17 protein-coding genes are annotated in these 13,021 nt (G+C 70.1%); 6 read left to right on the top strand and 11 right to left on the bottom strand.

What is annotated here, in order from left to right; translation table 11 throughout:
- Positions 1-67: 67 nt before the first annotated feature.
- Positions 68-625: a G/U mismatch-specific DNA glycosylase gene (mug, locus tag IF29_RS0136655; protein WP_051726505.1), complete on the bottom strand. Its 558-nt coding sequence runs from the start codon at positions 623-625 to the stop codon at positions 68-70.
- Between the two features lie 29 nt (positions 626-654).
- On the bottom strand, positions 655-1,209 hold the full coding sequence (locus tag IF29_RS0136650; protein ID WP_030265005.1) for a GNAT family N-acetyltransferase: 555 nt from the start codon (positions 1,207-1,209) through the stop codon (positions 655-657).
- A gap of 87 nt (positions 1,210-1,296) precedes the next feature.
- Here IF29_RS0136650 and IF29_RS0136645 point away from each other — a divergent pair, with 87 nt between their 5' ends.
- Positions 1,297-1,683 carry a VOC family protein gene (locus IF29_RS0136645; protein ID WP_030265001.1) on the top strand — a complete coding sequence of 129 codons (387 nt, stop codon included), beginning with the start codon at positions 1,297-1,299 and terminating at the stop codon, positions 1,681-1,683.
- Positions 1,684-1,736: 53 nt separating this feature from the next.
- Here the strand turns inward: IF29_RS0136645 and IF29_RS0136640 are convergent, their stop codons facing one another.
- The gene (locus IF29_RS0136640) at positions 1,737-2,612 is read right to left on the bottom strand and encodes a LysR family transcriptional regulator (protein ID WP_030264998.1); all 876 of its coding nucleotides are present in this window, start codon (positions 2,610-2,612) and stop codon (positions 1,737-1,739) included.
- 70 nt (positions 2,613-2,682) lie between these two features.
- On the opposite strand from IF29_RS0136640, the gene IF29_RS0136635 reads away from it, so the two are divergent.
- Positions 2,683-3,036, top strand: a complete 354-nt coding sequence (locus IF29_RS0136635) for a nuclear transport factor 2 family protein (protein WP_030264994.1) — start codon at positions 2,683-2,685, stop codon at positions 3,034-3,036.
- Positions 3,037-3,097: 61 nt separating this feature from the next.
- The gene (locus tag IF29_RS0136630; protein WP_030264990.1) at positions 3,098-3,598 is read left to right on the top strand and encodes a GNAT family N-acetyltransferase; all 501 of its coding nucleotides are present in this window, start codon (positions 3,098-3,100) and stop codon (positions 3,596-3,598) included.
- A 91-nt stretch (positions 3,599-3,689) separates the two neighbouring features.
- Here IF29_RS0136630 and IF29_RS0136625 read toward each other — a convergent pair whose 3' ends face one another.
- The gene (locus tag IF29_RS0136625; RefSeq protein WP_157624110.1) at positions 3,690-4,256 is read right to left on the bottom strand and encodes a hypothetical protein; all 567 of its coding nucleotides are present in this window, start codon (positions 4,254-4,256) and stop codon (positions 3,690-3,692) included.
- 229 nt (positions 4,257-4,485) lie between these two features.
- Positions 4,486-5,130: an NADPH-dependent F420 reductase gene (locus IF29_RS0136620; protein ID WP_037598022.1), complete on the bottom strand. Its 645-nt coding sequence runs from the start codon at positions 5,128-5,130 to the stop codon at positions 4,486-4,488.
- Between the two features lie 93 nt (positions 5,131-5,223).
- Here IF29_RS0136620 and IF29_RS0136615 point away from each other — a divergent pair, with 93 nt between their 5' ends.
- Positions 5,224-5,610 carry a winged helix-turn-helix transcriptional regulator gene (locus IF29_RS0136615; protein WP_030264983.1) on the top strand — a complete coding sequence of 129 codons (387 nt, stop codon included), beginning with the start codon at positions 5,224-5,226 and terminating at the stop codon, positions 5,608-5,610.
- On the opposite strand, the gene IF29_RS0136610 is transcribed toward IF29_RS0136615, so the two are convergent.
- Together IF29_RS0136610 and IF29_RS0136605 are read right to left on the bottom strand one after the other, a co-directional pair.
- Positions 5,607-6,272: a class I SAM-dependent methyltransferase gene (locus tag IF29_RS0136610; protein WP_030264978.1), complete on the bottom strand. Its 666-nt coding sequence runs from the start codon at positions 6,270-6,272 to the stop codon at positions 5,607-5,609. The genes IF29_RS0136615 and IF29_RS0136610 overlap by 4 nt on opposite strands.
- A gap of 161 nt (positions 6,273-6,433) precedes the next feature.
- Complete coding sequence (locus IF29_RS0136605; protein WP_030264975.1) at positions 6,434-6,868, bottom strand: glycine-rich domain-containing protein; 435 nt, start codon at positions 6,866-6,868, stop codon at positions 6,434-6,436.
- 191 nt (positions 6,869-7,059) lie between these two features.
- Here IF29_RS0136605 and IF29_RS0136600 point away from each other — a divergent pair, with 191 nt between their 5' ends.
- Positions 7,060-8,472, top strand: coding sequence for an NsdA family TPR-like regulatory protein (locus tag IF29_RS0136600; protein WP_232242768.1), 1,413 nt, complete (start codon positions 7,060-7,062; stop codon positions 8,470-8,472).
- A 380-nt stretch (positions 8,473-8,852) separates the two neighbouring features.
- On the opposite strand, the gene IF29_RS0136595 is transcribed toward IF29_RS0136600, so the two are convergent.
- Positions 8,853-9,641 (bottom strand): glutamate racemase, encoded by a 789-nt coding sequence (locus tag IF29_RS0136595; RefSeq protein ID WP_030264968.1) that lies wholly within the window; start codon positions 9,639-9,641, stop codon positions 8,853-8,855.
- Between the two features lie 270 nt (positions 9,642-9,911).
- Here IF29_RS0136595 and IF29_RS0136590 point away from each other — a divergent pair, with 270 nt between their 5' ends.
- On the top strand, positions 9,912-10,169 hold the full coding sequence (locus IF29_RS0136590) for a hypothetical protein (RefSeq protein ID WP_030264966.1): 258 nt from the start codon (positions 9,912-9,914) through the stop codon (positions 10,167-10,169).
- A 16-nt stretch (positions 10,170-10,185) separates the two neighbouring features.
- Here the strand turns inward: IF29_RS0136590 and IF29_RS0136585 are convergent, their stop codons facing one another.
- The 3 genes from IF29_RS0136585 to IF29_RS0136575 form a co-directional block, all read right to left on the bottom strand.
- Complete coding sequence (locus IF29_RS0136585; RefSeq protein WP_084715437.1) at positions 10,186-10,503, bottom strand: putative quinol monooxygenase; 318 nt, start codon at positions 10,501-10,503, stop codon at positions 10,186-10,188.
- A gap of 37 nt (positions 10,504-10,540) precedes the next feature.
- A complete protein-coding gene (locus IF29_RS0136580) occupies positions 10,541-11,305 on the bottom strand; it encodes an alpha/beta hydrolase family protein (protein ID WP_232242763.1) in 765 nt (254 codons plus the stop codon).
- Between the two features lie 72 nt (positions 11,306-11,377).
- Entirely contained in the window at positions 11,378-12,910 is a 1,533-nt protein-coding gene (locus tag IF29_RS0136575) for an FMN-binding glutamate synthase family protein (RefSeq protein ID WP_030264957.1), read from the bottom strand.
- Positions 12,911-13,021 lie beyond the last annotated feature (111 nt).

Below are 13,021 nucleotides of genomic sequence, written 5' to 3'. Positions count from 1 at the left end.
CATCGAGTGCAACCGACTGAAAGCCATACCCGGCGTCTCTGGGCCTCTGGACCTTACGACAGCCCGTTCAACCCATGCCAACAACGTAGGACCGACTGAGTGTCCGCCGGTCGGGGAGGGCGGCTGCGTGGCGGAGCCGGGCGAACTCTGCGGCGAGGGCTGCGGGCGGATAGTGGGCGTTGCGACCGCTGGGGTTGGGGAGCACCCAGACCTGGGTCGTGCCGATCGTGGTGGGCTGTGGGCCGACGCGGGCGTGCGGGGCCCCGAAGGCGGGACGGTAGCCGCTCACGCCCAGGAACGCGGCCCAGCGCGGCCGGACCGCCAGCAGGCGCTGCGTCAGGTCCTGTCCGCCGGAGCGCAGTTCGAGCGTGCTGAGCTCATCGGCCCGGCGGGTGGCGCGGCGCACGATGCTGGTGATGCCCAGTCCGAGCCGCAGCAGGTCGCGCTCCTGCTGCGGACGCAGAACCGTCGGCGTGAATCCGGCGGCGTGCAGTGCGGGCCAGAACCTGTTCCCCGGGGTGGCGAAGCTGTGCCCGGCGTTCACGGACACCGGTGGCGGGTTGATGCCGATGAAGACGATGTCCAGCCCTTCGGCGAGCACATCGTCGAGGCCTTCGGTACTCATGGCTGCGGGGTGTGGCTGTCCGTCGCGGCTCAGGCCAGTTCCTTGACCAGCAGTTCGAACGCCAGGTCGTCGCGTTGGGGCAGGCCGACGCGCTCGTCGCCGTAGGGGAAGGGCGTCAGCTCGCCGGTACGGCGGTAGCCGCGCCGCTCGTAGAAGGCGATCAGCTCCTCGCGCACCGAGATCACGGTCATGTGCATCTCGCGCACGCCCCACCCGGTCCGGGCCAGGTGCTCGGCCTCCGCGATGATCTGCTTGCCCAGGCCCGAGCCCTGGAGCGCGGGGGAGACGGCGAACATCCCGAAGTAGGCCGCTTCACCGCGGTGTTCGAGCTGGCAGCAGGCGACCAGGTCGCCGTCGCGCTCGACGGTGACCAGTCTGCTGCCGGGCGTGGTGATGACCGCGCGCACGCCGTCGTGGTCGGTGCGCGAGCCGTGCAGGATGTCGGCCTCGGTGGTCCAGCCGGCGCGGCTGGAGTCCCCGCGGTAGGCCGACTCGATCAGCGCCACCAGCGGCCCGATGTCGTCCTCGGTGGCGTCCCGGTAGCTGAGCTCTCCGGTGCCGGCGGTGCGGTCGGCGGTGTCCATGCGGTCGTTCTCCCTGCTCGTCCTCGACTGCGCTGCGGTGGCCTGTCGCTCCTGCCACGGCCGGCGCGGCGGCTAGGGTTCGTTGCCATGGTGCACGTGCTGAGCAGCCGGATCCTCCTGCGTCCCACCGACCCCGAGCGTTCGCGGACATTCTACGGTCAGCGGTTGGGGCTGGAGGTCTACCGCGAGTTCGGCACCGGGCCCGAGCGCGGCACGGTGTACTTCCTGGGCGGCGGCTTCCTGGAGGTCTCCGGCCGCGCCGAGCAGCCGCCGGGGCCGGGCCTGCAGCTGTGGCTCCAGGTCGCGGACGTGGCCCAGGCGCACCGGGAGCTCGTGGGGCACGGGGTGCCGATCGTCCGTGCTCCGGTGCGCGAGCCCTGGGGGCTCCTGGAGATGTGGATCGAGGACCCGGACGGTGTACGCATCGTCGTGGTCGAAGTCCCCGCGGACCACCCGCTGCGCTCGCGGCCCTGACGTCCCCGGATCGACCGGCGGATGCGCGTCGGGGTCGGCCGCCCAGAGGTTGCTCAGACGTGCGCGAGGGCGGTGTGCAGCCTGGCCAGCATCAGTCGGGCCGCCGGTGAGCGTTGGTCCGGTCGGATCGCCAGGCCGAGGCAGGCGTGCGTCGCGGCATCGGTGACGGGTACGCTGCGAAGGCCCTCGGCGGCCCCCGAGGAGGGGCTGAGGACGGCGACTCCGGCACCCCGGCGGGCGAGTCCCAGCAGTGTCTGCGGTGAACTGGCGTCGATGTCCACCCGCGGTTCGACGCCGGCCCGGTGGCAGGAGCGCTCGTAGGCCTCCCGGATGCCGGTGCCCTGCGACAGGCAGAGGACCGTCTCCGCCTGCACGTCGGCCAACCGTACCGAGATGCGGTCCAGCCGGTGGCCCACGGGTACGGCCAGGGCGATCGGTTCGTCGACGACCACGCTGACGTCCAGCCCGGCGGCCGCCTGCCCGGCGAACGCGATCAGGGCCAGATCGAGCGAGCGGGCCAGCACCTGGGCCTGCAGGGCCTGCGAGTCGTCCTCGTGCAGACTCAGGACGATGCCGGGGTTGGTGCTGCCCATTCCTGCCACGGCGTCCAGGAAGCCGGGGATCGAACAGCCCCTGATCATGCCCAGGCGGACCCGCCCCCGGGCAGCCTGGGCGAACTCGGCCGCCGTGTGCTCGATGCCGTCGAGCGTCTCCAGAGCCTCCCGGGCCAGCGGCAGCACCGCCTCGCCTGCGGCGGTCAGCCGGACCCGGCGCCCCGAACGCTCCAGCAGCTGCTGCCCCAGCTCCCGTTCGAGCTTGCCCACCTGCGTACTGATGCCCGACTGGCTGACGTGCAGGCGCGCTGCCGCGGCCGTGAAGGTGCCCTCGTCCACGACCGCCGCGAGGTAGCGCAGCTGATGCATCTCCATAACCAGAGATGATACTCAGTATCTGATCCATCTGTTGGACGGATGGACGGAGGTCGAGGACCCTGGACGTATGACGACTCCGGAACAGATCTCCGAGCAGTACTTCACCGCCTGGCAGAAGGGCGACTTCGACACCCTGCGCGGCCTGCTGGCCGACGACGTCGACTTCGTCGGCGCACTAGGCCGCGCGTCCGGGGTGGAGGAGTGCCTGGCCGGCCTGCGCGGTCTGGGCCAACTCCTGGAACGGATCGAGGTGCACGCCCGGGTGGCGAACGACACCGATGTGATCACCTGGTTCGACCTGCACACCGCCGGTGCACCGCCCACCCCCACGGCGAACTGGAGCCATGTGGAGGACGGGAGGATCACCAGGATCCGGGTCACCTTCGATCCGCGGGAGATCCTCGCGACACTCGGCAGGTGAACAGCAGCAGCTGACGGAAAACCAGGTGGCGCCGGGGCGCCCGGTGGGTAGGGTTGCGCGCGTGCCCGAGCTGCAGCAGTTGGATGTCGGCCATGCCCCCGCGGTCCTGGCCTTCGAGCTGGCGAACCGCGCCTACTTCGCTGCCTCGATCTCCGACCGGGGCGACGCGTACTTCGAGCAGTTCGCCGACCGCTACCGTGCCCTGCTGGCCGAGCAGGAGGCTGGCCTCTGCGCCTTCTACGTGCTGGTCGCCGAGGACGGCTCGGTCCTGGGCCGGTTCAACCTGTACGACCTGAAGGACGGCAGCGCCGACCTCGGCTACCGGGTCGCACAGCAGGTCGCCGGCCGGGGCGTGGCGACCGAGACCGTCCGGGAGCTGTGCGGGCTGGCGGCGGCGCGGCACGGGCTGCGCACGCTGCGGGCAGCCACCGCCCACACCAATGCCGCGTCCCAGCGGGTGCTGGCCAAGGCCGGCTTCGTCCCGGTCGGACCTGCCGACCCGGCCGACCTCGGCGGCAAGCCGGGCACCTGGCATCAGCGCGACCTGGGTCGCCGGCCGTAGTGGGCCCGCAGCCGAAGCTCTGAGTTGAAGCCCCGTCAGGTGCAGGCGTTCTGGCCGGGCCTCCGTCATCCGCGATCCACCGGAGGGGGAATCAGTGCCCGGCGATCATCTTGACGGCGCTGACAGCGGCGGCGGCGAGTGCCAGCAGGATTCCGGCCAGCAGAGCCGGGAAGGAGGTTCGGTCGGTTCGGAGGCGTTCCACCATCAGGGGAATCAGCGCGATGCGGACCAGCAGGTAGATCTCGGAGGCCAGGGCCATGGCTCCGCCGGAGAACCAGCCCGCCCAGGCCAGCGCCAGCAGTAGCGCCGGCAGAACCGCCGAGGTGGCGATCGGCGCCGCGTCACGCAGTTCCCGGCCGAGCTCGGCCTTGGCCTCGGGGGTGTTGTCGCGGGTGCTGTGGCCCACCACCTCGGCGAAGGCGTGCGCGAGGAAGGTCGTCAACGCCGCGCCGACCACGACGGCGAAGGCGTCGCCGTTCTCGACGTCGTGCGTGGGCAGCCCAAGGATCGCGGCGAAGATGATGATGTTGCCGTAGACGTACGCCGAGATCCGGGCCCCGGCCCGTTCAGCCGTCAGATCCGGTTTGGCGTGATACCGGACGAGGCGCTCCCGCATCCCCGAGGCAGGCGGGACCTCCGAGGCAGGTGGTGTGTTCATCGCGCCGCCCCCTGCCCCGGTCGGCATCCAGTTGCGGACCGCACCGTGACCCGTCGGAACATCCAGCAGCCGTCCGTTTCCCGTATCCCGTAGTGCTCCGCGGGTGGCTGTACGCGGCAGGCGGGGGAGAGTTGAGTCCTAGATCGCTCGATCGCAAGCGACCCTATCCGTACGGGTTCACCTGATCGCGCAGGCACAACGACAGGCCGCGAATCGTGGGTCGCTCGATCTAGTCCTGCGACCGGTCGACGGAAGGCAGGGCAGTGACGGGGTTGTGGCCCGCAGCGACCAGCCGCATGACGAACCCCGCCACGTCTTCGAGCTGCCGAGCGTGCTCCAGTCCGCCGATCACGGCGGGCACGCCGCCGAGGTCGCGGACCAGCTCCGCGGCGATGGCGAGCGCCGCCTCGTCGTCGCCGCACATCGCCACGGTCCGCTTCGGCTGTCCCGTCGGCGTCGGCGCCAACCAGCTCGCCCCCGCGAAGAGGTGCAGCGCCTTGACCACCTTGCTGCCCACGGCCCGCTCGGCGATGTGCTCCACCGCCGACCCGCTGGGCAGCTTGAGCAGGCCGTCGGCGTAGTCCACGGCATTGGTGCAGTCGATCACGGCCAGACCGGCCAGCGACCCCTGGCCGGCTCCGGCGAGGTCGAGCACCTGGTCGATCCCCTCCCACGCCACGGCGATGACCACGACATCGCTCTGCTTGCCCACCTGCGCGGGGTCGACCGCCTCGACCGCGTCGCCGAGCCGCGCGGCGATCGCCCGGGCCCTTTCCTGCGAACGGCCGCCGACGAGGACGTGGTGTCCACGTCGCGTCCACCCCTCCGCCAGTGCCGAGGCCATGACGCCGGTGCCGAGAATTCCGATGCGCATGCTGCTCTCCATTCCTCGAAGGCCTGATACCTCGTTAAGGTAGGGACCTTTGGCCTACCGATCGGTAGGCCCGAATCCGGTAGAAGGAGAGGCATGAACGACGACCACTGCGAGCCCTTCGCCGCCGACTGCGCGGTGCGCCTGGCCGCCGAGCTGATAGCCCACACCTGGGACCCGGTGGTGCTGATGGCGCTACGGGCCGGCAGGCGCCGGCGGATCGACCTGCTGGGTGCCGTCGCGGGGGTCAGCGACAAGGTCCTCACCCAGACGCTGCGCCGCCTGCACACCAACGGCCTGATCGTACGGATCACCCAGCCCGGTGACCGCTCGGTGGCGTACGAGCTCTCCGAGTTGGGCGCCACCCTCGCCGACGGCCCGCTCGCCGCCCTCGGCCAGTGGGCGATCGACCACGCCGAACAGATCCTCGCCGCCCAGGACCACCACAGCACTGCCGCCGGCAACCCGGCAGCAGTCATCTAGGAGTGGGGCGCGTAGGCGCGGACCATGAGGGTGCCGACGTGGTCCGGGTCGGGTGCGGGGAGGATGCCGGCGTCGATGTCGGCGAAGTCGTGGCGTTTGAGCAGGTCGGTCCATTGTTCGGGGCTGTGGGACCAGCGGAGGACGGTGAGTTTGGGACCGTTGAATCCGTTTCCGTACATGCCCTCGGGCCCGTAGAGGCCTTCCAGGGGTTCGGCGTGGGCGAACGCGAACACCCCGCCGGAGTTCAGCCGGGAGCGCACCAGCGGGAACAGGAGGTCGGGATCGGTGAACCAGGCGGCGCCCCAGACGGAGTAGATGGCGTCGAAGCGTTGCTGGGTGGTGTCGAGGTAGTGGCAGGCCTCGGCGTGGACGATGTGCAGGCCCGGAGTTCCCTCCCACCAGGTGCGGGCGCGGTTGATCTGGACGGTGGAGAAGTCCAGGGCTGTGACTTGGACGCCGCGTCGGGCGAGATGGACGGCTTCCTTGCATTCGGCCGCACCGAGTTCCAGGGCGGTGGCCGGGTTGCCGAGCCATTCTGCGCCGGGGCCGTGGCTGTGCTGGGTCCACTCGAACACATTCGCCGAGGGCGCGGGGACATCGTCGCCGCGGCTGGGTTTGTAGGTGTCCCAGTACTGTTCGAGGGTTTGTGACACGCGGGGCATGCGATCCTCCGGGGGACGCAGAGGCGGGGTGTTCGACACCGTAGCCTTGCATCCACGCCCAGGCCGGGGGTTGGGGGGAGTTCACCCGCATGAGTTGCCGCTGGACACGAAGCGGCCCGGCTCCCTTGGTCGCGGGGGCCGGGCCTGTGGGTTGGTGCGCGTCAGTGGCAGTTCTCACCCGGTCGGCAGGGTGAGCACTTTGCGTAGTCGTGTTCCCACAACGGCCAGTCGACTGCGAAGCCGTTGGCCTCGATGATCCGAGCCGTGCGCAGCACGGTTCCGTCGGCTTTGCGGTCGATCTCGGGAATGTGCTCGAGGAACTTGCCATCGAAGTACTTGGCTGAGAACTCGCGGTAGTTGCGGGTGTCCAGGAGGAAGGCGTGCACGCCGGTGTCGACGAGTTCTCCGCAGCCCAGCCCCAGGTTCTGGCCGTGCTTCTCGATGGCGGTGATGAGGTAGGCGATGGCCTGGCCGAAGAGGCGGGTGGCCATGACGGTGTCGAAGGGGTGGTCGCGGACCAGGAGCGCGATCTCGCGGTCCCAGACCTCAGGGGAGACGAACGAGCGAGGATCACGCAACTGCACTGCTGTGGCCATCTCGATGCCCTTCTGCTTTGTGTTGTCGGCCCACTGGTCGGGCCCTGACCCCAAGGTGACGTAGGGGGACCGGCCCGGTCATTGCCATTGCTGCAGGGCGACATTGCGGGTGCGCCGCAATGCGCGACCTCTGCCGATCACCAGGTGTGATGGCTACCGTCGAAGCAGGCCGCAGGTCTCGGGGGTGCGCGATGGTCACTGTCACAAGGGAGCGCCGGGCACAGATCCAGCGCGAGGCCCAACTGATCAGGGCCCGCTGTCAGCAGGCCGGCTACTCGGCGGAACGCACCGTCACTGCTCTACGTGCCGCTCTTCCGGAGGTCACCGCGCTGGAGGGTTGGAGGTTGGCTCTGGGCTGGTCACGTGCCCAGACGGTCCGCCAGGTTGCTGAGGCATACCGTGCGGACGGCCTGCGGCCCCCGGGGCTCTCGGAGGCGATGCTGTGCCGCTATGAGCACGATCAGGAAGACCCCGGTCCCGAATACAAGATGATGATCGCCCGCGCCTATGGTGCCCGGCTTGATCACCTCGGCTGGACGACACGCTGTTTCGCGTGCAGCACCTCCTGCACCACCCCGGTTCTCCACTACGGTCAGCAGGGTGGTGACCAGGCGACAGGTACGGGAGCCGGAATGACAACAGCCAGCGGTATGCCCGCGATCCGCGAATCCCTGCAACTCGCGCTCCTCGACGCCCCCGGTGGCACACCCGCCGTAGCTGCATTGGCCAAAGCCGCCGTCGAGCACTACGCCCTGAACTACTCCAAGCACCCACCCGCGTTGCTCCTGGACGAAGTCCACCGGTCGCGCCGACTGCTTGCCGTGGCCGTGGCCGTGTGCACCGACGAGCAAGTCGGTACGGCGCTGCGGACCCAGATCGGCTGGCTGTCCGCACTGCTGGGGAACCTGTGTCATCACCTCGCGGATGAGACCGGAGCCCGTACCCACCTGACCCTGGCCCTCGACATCGGGGAGCGCACTGGCGAACCGTCGCTGACCGGTTGGGTATCCGGGGCACTGGCCATGGTCGCCAACAGCCGTCGGGACTGGCAGCACGCCTTGGACCATGCCTCCCACGGCCTCGCACATGCGCCAGGGGGCCTGCGCCGTGCCCAACTCCTGGGCTGGGCCCAGCTCCCGGCGCTGGCCGGAATGGGGGACGCGGATCAGGTCGACGCGGTCCTGGCCGAGGCCGACCGGATTCTGGAGACCGCGGTCGAGATGCCGGGCCGTTTCGGGTACGACCTGGCCGAGCACCGCTTGCACGCTGCAGAGGCGAACCTGACGCTGCGCCGGTACGACCGAGCGGCGCGGATCGCTCTGGAGTCCATCGCGGCGAAAGCGGAGAACACGCCCGGATGGGCAGCCGCCAGCCTGGTCCTGGCCCTGGCCGAGGTACATGAGGGGCCCGACGCGGCGGCACTTCGGGCCCTGGACGTGCTGGACCGAATTCCAGCAGCCCGGCTGAGGGCGACGGCGCGGTCCCGGCTGGCACGGCTGGAGCGGCAGCTCAGCACGGTGGACGCAGCCCCGGTTCTTGATCTTCGCGAGCGGCTGCGGCTGCTGCCGGCCCCGATCGGCGAGGACGGGGTGGCCACGGCGTGAGGCGCCAGACGATCGCTGCCAGGGCAGCTGTCGCGACGCTGACCAGGAGGGTCCAGCAGGGGACGAATCTCACCAGCCATCAAGAGCCCCGCCAACGGCACGACCTGAGCTGCCTTGACCAAGAAGCCCATCTGCGCGGTACTCAGGTCCAGGCTCCGCTGCAGGAAGACCGTGATCGAGCCGATGCCCTGGACGAAGAAGCACGTGCAACCCTGAGCGAAGGTCGCTATCACCAAGACCACCCAGCGATAGCGGGAAGATCGGGCACTTGCGGGGATGGCTGTGTGTTCTGCCAGCTTCGCAGCAACTCCGATGGGGATGGGAGCGCGTGTCGACGTACGCCTCCATGGGTGCGTGCCTTTGATCGGAGCGCTGGGCTGCTATTGCCTCCCCACCGGTCGTGTCGCTGCCCGGGGTGCTTGCAGGCGTTCGGCGTGCGGGTACGCCCGTGCCGCCTCGGGCAGCGACTCCACCCGCCCACTGCGCAATACGGTGAGGCAGCCTGTCACGGGAGCAGCGAGCCGGGGCTGCAATCCAAGGCGTGTCAGGGCTTGGACGGCCAGGGTCTCGGCGGAACCGTAGAGGGTGGGAGCAGTCCGGCTTCCCCGTTGCAGTGCTGTCTGGATCTGAGGGGTGACGAGCTCGTAGTGGGTGCAGGCAAGCACGACCGACCGCACGTCGGCCGGGGTGCGGTCGGCAGCCGCGGCGATAGCGGCCGCCACCGCCTCGGGGTCCGCACGTTCGATGGCATCTGACAGCCCATGGCAGGCGACCCTTGCCACCGGCACGTCAGGGGCGGAACGCCGGAGCAACTCGTCCAGTTGCGGACTGCGGACACCGGTCGGCGTGCCCCACACCGCGAAAGCGCCGCCTGCTGCCGCCGCGGGCTGGACTGCCGGAAGCGTACCGAGTACCGGCATCTCGGGCCCCAAGGACTCCTGTATCGCCGGCAGGGCATGAAGAGTGGCCGTGTTGCAGGCGACGATCAGCAGATCGGGCTGCTCGGCCGCGGCTGAACTCGCCACCAGAAGCGCACGCGCCGTCAGGTCCTCGGGAGTGCGTACTCCCCAGGGCATCCCATCCGGATCGGTGGCAAGCACAAGGTCCGCGTCGGGACGAAGACGTCGAAGCTCGGACGCCGTGGCCAGCATCCCCATCCCCACGTCCATGACGGTAATTCGCGGCGGCCGGACCCCGATTCCCGGCCTCAGCGCCTGCGATCCCTGCGCAGGCAGTGCAGTGCTTCCATCCAGGTTCTTCAGCACGGACTCTCCCCTTCCGACATCACGCCCAGAGTCTGGCGGCGAGAGCGGAGGAGAAGACAGATCCAATCGACCTGAAGTGGCCCGCACAACCGGCCAGGGGACGCAACGGGTCCCCGCTGCGAAGGGCACCAGGTGGGTCGGGAACGGATTGTCTGGGGCGGGCGTCCAAGCGGCATGGTGGCGTTCCGTGTGTTGTTCTTCTGCCTGGGGGTCGTTCTCCTCGTGGGTGCGGCGGTGGTCGCGCTGGTTCATGTGGCTGAGCCGGTGCCCGGCATGCACTGCCTGGCGATGCGCCCTACCCGGCTGGGCGTGCCCGATCGGCCCTGTCCGGATGTGAGGTACGTCCGCCACACCGGGATCGCTGTCGGCATGGCCGTGGTCGCCGTCGTGCTGGTCGTAGGCAGCCTGCTTGAGCGCCGCCGCCGTTCCTGATGTCGGCAGGCGCCGATCAGGTTCGGTCGTGGACGTAGACGGCGTCGCCGTAGGAGCCTTCCGGCTTCCCGGCCAGCAGCGGGAGCAGACGCTGTGTCACGGTTGCGACGGCGCCGGAACGGGTGGTCGCGTCGTGTGCTGCCCGGTCGGTCCACAACTGTGTCATCCAGATGGTGTCCGGGTCCTCGGGCGCCGTGTTGATGCTGTAGGTCAGCAGGCCGCTGTCGTCGCCGCCGGCCCGGAACCCCTCGTGGAGCAGGGCGATCAGCTCGTCGCGCCGTCCGGGCAGTGCGGTCATCCGTCCGTAGACGCTGAACATGTGCGCATCCGACATGCGTTCACCCCTCCCGCTGGAGCCGTCCGCGCTCAGCCTACGCGCCGGGCCGGGTCGACGTGTTGATGTACTGGTCGGCCCAGGCGCTGATGATGTGGGCGGCGCGCTGAGCCTGCCCGCGCGCGGTCAGGAGGTGGTCGGCCCCTTCGAGCGAGACGAAGCTGCGCGGGTGGCGTGCCTCGCGGAAGATCTCCCCGGCGTTGGCGATGTCGACGGTGTCGTCGGTCGGCGAGTGCAGCACGATCAGCGGCAGGTCCAGCTCGCGGATCCGGTCGCGGAGGTGGGCCTGGCGGACGTCGTCGACGAAGGCGCGCTTGAGGACCAGGGTCCTGCCGCCGACGAACCACTCGTGCGACCCCTCGCTGAGCACGCGGTCCACGACCGCGTCGTACTGTCGCTCGACATGGCTGGGGTCGGCGGGCGCCCCGATGGTGGCGACCGCGCGCACACCGGGCGCCTCCGCGGCCGCGGCGATGGCGGCTGCGCCGCCCCAGGAGTGCCCCACCAGCAGCTCCGCCGGCGTGCCCCGCTCCGCCATCAGGGCCGCCGCGCGGACGGTGTCCTGGACCTTGACGGTGAAGGACCCGTCGCCCCAGTCGCCGGCGGAGTCGCCGATCCCGAGGTTGTCGTAGCGCAGCATGCCGATCCCCTCGCGGGCCAGCTGCTTGCTGACCCGCGAGGCGGCCGGGGAGTTCCGGCCGAGGGTGAATCCGTGCACGAAGAGGCCCCAGCCCCGGACCTCGCCCTCGGGAAGGTCGATCGAACCGGCCAGTTCGGGTCCGACGACGCTCTTGAATCTCACTTCTTCGGGCACGTTGTGATCACTCCGGCAGAACGGTGTCGGTGGGCTGGGGGCGGACGGGCCGAGGGCGGGTCACCGGCGCGGATCGGCGGCGGCGAGCAGCGCGGTGAGCTCGTCGGCCAGCTGCGGGCCGAGCTCGCCCCAGCCGTCCTTGTAACCGTAGACGCCGGCCAGGGTGCGGGCCTCGTAGTCGCCGTTGAGGATCTCGATGTCGTCGGCGGTGATGAAGCCGGGGTGGGCGACGCCGACCGCGCCGGAGACCTTCAGCAGCTCCTTGCGCAGGGTGCGCAGGTAGGCGGCGGTCCGGGTGGACTTTGAGGCCGGGTCCAGGCCGCGGGTCAGCCACGGGTTCTGGGTGGCGATGCCGGTGGGGCACTTGTCGGTGTGGCACTTCTGCGACTGGATGCAGCCGATCGACAGCATCGCCTCGCGGGCCACGTTGATCATGTCGGCGCCCAGGGCGAAGGCGACCGCGGCGTTCTCGGGCAGGCCGAGTTTGCCGGAGCCGATGAAGGTCAGCTGGTCGGTCAGCCCAAGCTCGGCGAAGGTGCCGTAGACCCGGGAGAAGCCCATCCGGAACGGCAGCGACACCGAGTCGGCGAAGATCCGCGGCGCAGCGCCGGTGCCGCCCTCGCTGCCGTCGACGGTGACGAAGTCGACGCCGCGGTCGCCGCGCTCCATCAGGGTGGCCAGCTCCTGCCAGAAGCCCATCTCCCCGACCGCGCTCTTGACCCCGACCGGCAGACCGGTCTCGGCGGCGAGCAGTTCGATGAAGTCGAGCATCGAGTCGACGTCGCCGAAGGCGCTGTGCCGCGAGGGGGAGGCGCAGTCCTTGCCGGCCGGGATGCCGCGGATCGCCGCGATCTCCGAGGTCACCTTGGCGCCCGGGAGCATCCCGCCCAGCCCCGGCTTGGCGCCCTGGGAGAGCTTGATCTCGATCGCCCTGACCGGGGCGCTCGCCACCACGTCCTTGAGCCTGTCCAGGTTGAAGCTGCCGTCCTCGTTGCGGCAGCCGAAGTAGCCGGTGCCGATCTGCAGGACGATGTCGCCGCCGTTGCGGTGGTACGGCGACAGGCCGCCCTCGCCGGTGTTGTGCATGGTGCCCGCCAGCGCCGCCCCCTTGTTCAGGGCGGTGATGGCGGCGCCGGACAGCGATCCGAAGCTCATCGCCGATATGTTCACCGCGCTGGCCGGCCGGAACGCCTTGGCGCGCCCGCGCGGACCGCCCAGCACCTTGGCCGACGGCAGCGGCGCCTGCGGGTCGTGCGCGTCCGGCAGGGCGCCGGCGGCGAAGGTGCGCTGCTTGATGTAAGCGTGACCCTGCACATGCTCGACGTCGACCTCGGTGCCGAAGCCGAAGTAGTTGTTCTCCTCCTTCGCCGACGCGTAGATCCAGCTGCGCTGGTCACGGCTGAAGGGGCGCTCCTCCTCGTTGGAGGTCACGATGTACTGCCGCAGTTCAGGGCCGATGGTCTCCAGCGCGTACCGGGCGTGCCCGATCACCGGGAAGTTCCGGAGCAGCGCGTGCCTCTTCTGAACGAGGTCGCGGGCTGCCACCACTGCCACTGCTGCCGCGGCGACCGCGCCGATCCTCCGGACGTGCATGAACGTTCCTCCTTGGGGCACGGCTGCGTCGCCATGGTGCGAGAGGAATCGTAGGAGGTCACGTGGACGGGCCCGCGCTCAGGGTGCTGTCCGCCGTGTTGCGGCGGCGGC

Origin of the sequence: Streptacidiphilus jeojiense (genome assembly GCF_000719095.1) — a bacterium.
GTDB classification, from domain to species: domain Bacteria; phylum Actinomycetota; class Actinomycetes; order Streptomycetales; family Streptomycetaceae; genus Streptacidiphilus; species Streptacidiphilus jeojiensis.
This window is presented reverse-complemented; position numbering and strand designations above follow the sequence as displayed.

Excerpts from the sequence above, each read along its gene's own strand:
- IF29_RS0136610 (WP_030264978.1), bottom strand. The coding sequence starts at position 6,272 with ATGCCCCGCGTGTCACAAACCCTCGAACAGTACTGGGACACCTACAAA.
- IF29_RS0136575 (WP_030264957.1), bottom strand. The coding sequence starts at position 12,910 with ATGCACGTCCGGAGGATCGGCGCGGTCGCCGCGGCAGCAGTGGCAGTG.
- IF29_RS0136625 (WP_157624110.1), bottom strand. The coding sequence starts at position 4,256 with ATGAACACACCACCTGCCTCGGAGGTCCCGCCTGCCTCGGGGATGCGG.
- IF29_RS0136615 (WP_030264983.1), top strand. The coding sequence starts at position 5,224 with ATGAACGACGACCACTGCGAGCCCTTCGCCGCCGACTGCGCGGTGCGC.
- IF29_RS0136645 (WP_030265001.1), top strand. The coding sequence starts at position 1,297 with ATGGTGCACGTGCTGAGCAGCCGGATCCTCCTGCGTCCCACCGACCCC.
- IF29_RS0136600 (WP_232242768.1), top strand. The coding sequence starts at position 7,060 with ATGGTCACTGTCACAAGGGAGCGCCGGGCACAGATCCAGCGCGAGGCC.
- mug (WP_051726505.1), bottom strand. The coding sequence starts at position 625 with ATGAGTACCGAAGGCCTCGACGATGTGCTCGCCGAAGGGCTGGACATC.
- IF29_RS0136590 (WP_030264966.1), top strand. The coding sequence starts at position 9,912 with ATGGTGGCGTTCCGTGTGTTGTTCTTCTGCCTGGGGGTCGTTCTCCTC.
- IF29_RS0136605 (WP_030264975.1), bottom strand. The coding sequence starts at position 6,868 with ATGGCCACAGCAGTGCAGTTGCGTGATCCTCGCTCGTTCGTCTCCCCT.
- IF29_RS0136585 (WP_084715437.1), bottom strand. The coding sequence starts at position 10,503 with ATGTCGGATGCGCACATGTTCAGCGTCTACGGACGGATGACCGCACTG.
- IF29_RS0136620 (WP_037598022.1), bottom strand. The coding sequence starts at position 5,130 with ATGCGCATCGGAATTCTCGGCACCGGCGTCATGGCCTCGGCACTGGCG.
- IF29_RS0136640 (WP_030264998.1), bottom strand. The coding sequence starts at position 2,612 with ATGGAGATGCATCAGCTGCGCTACCTCGCGGCGGTCGTGGACGAGGGC.
- IF29_RS0136635 (WP_030264994.1), top strand. The coding sequence starts at position 2,683 with ATGACGACTCCGGAACAGATCTCCGAGCAGTACTTCACCGCCTGGCAG.
- IF29_RS0136650 (WP_030265005.1), bottom strand. The coding sequence starts at position 1,209 with ATGGACACCGCCGACCGCACCGCCGGCACCGGAGAGCTCAGCTACCGG.
- IF29_RS0136595 (WP_030264968.1), bottom strand. The coding sequence starts at position 9,641 with ATGGACGTGGGGATGGGGATGCTGGCCACGGCGTCCGAGCTTCGACGT.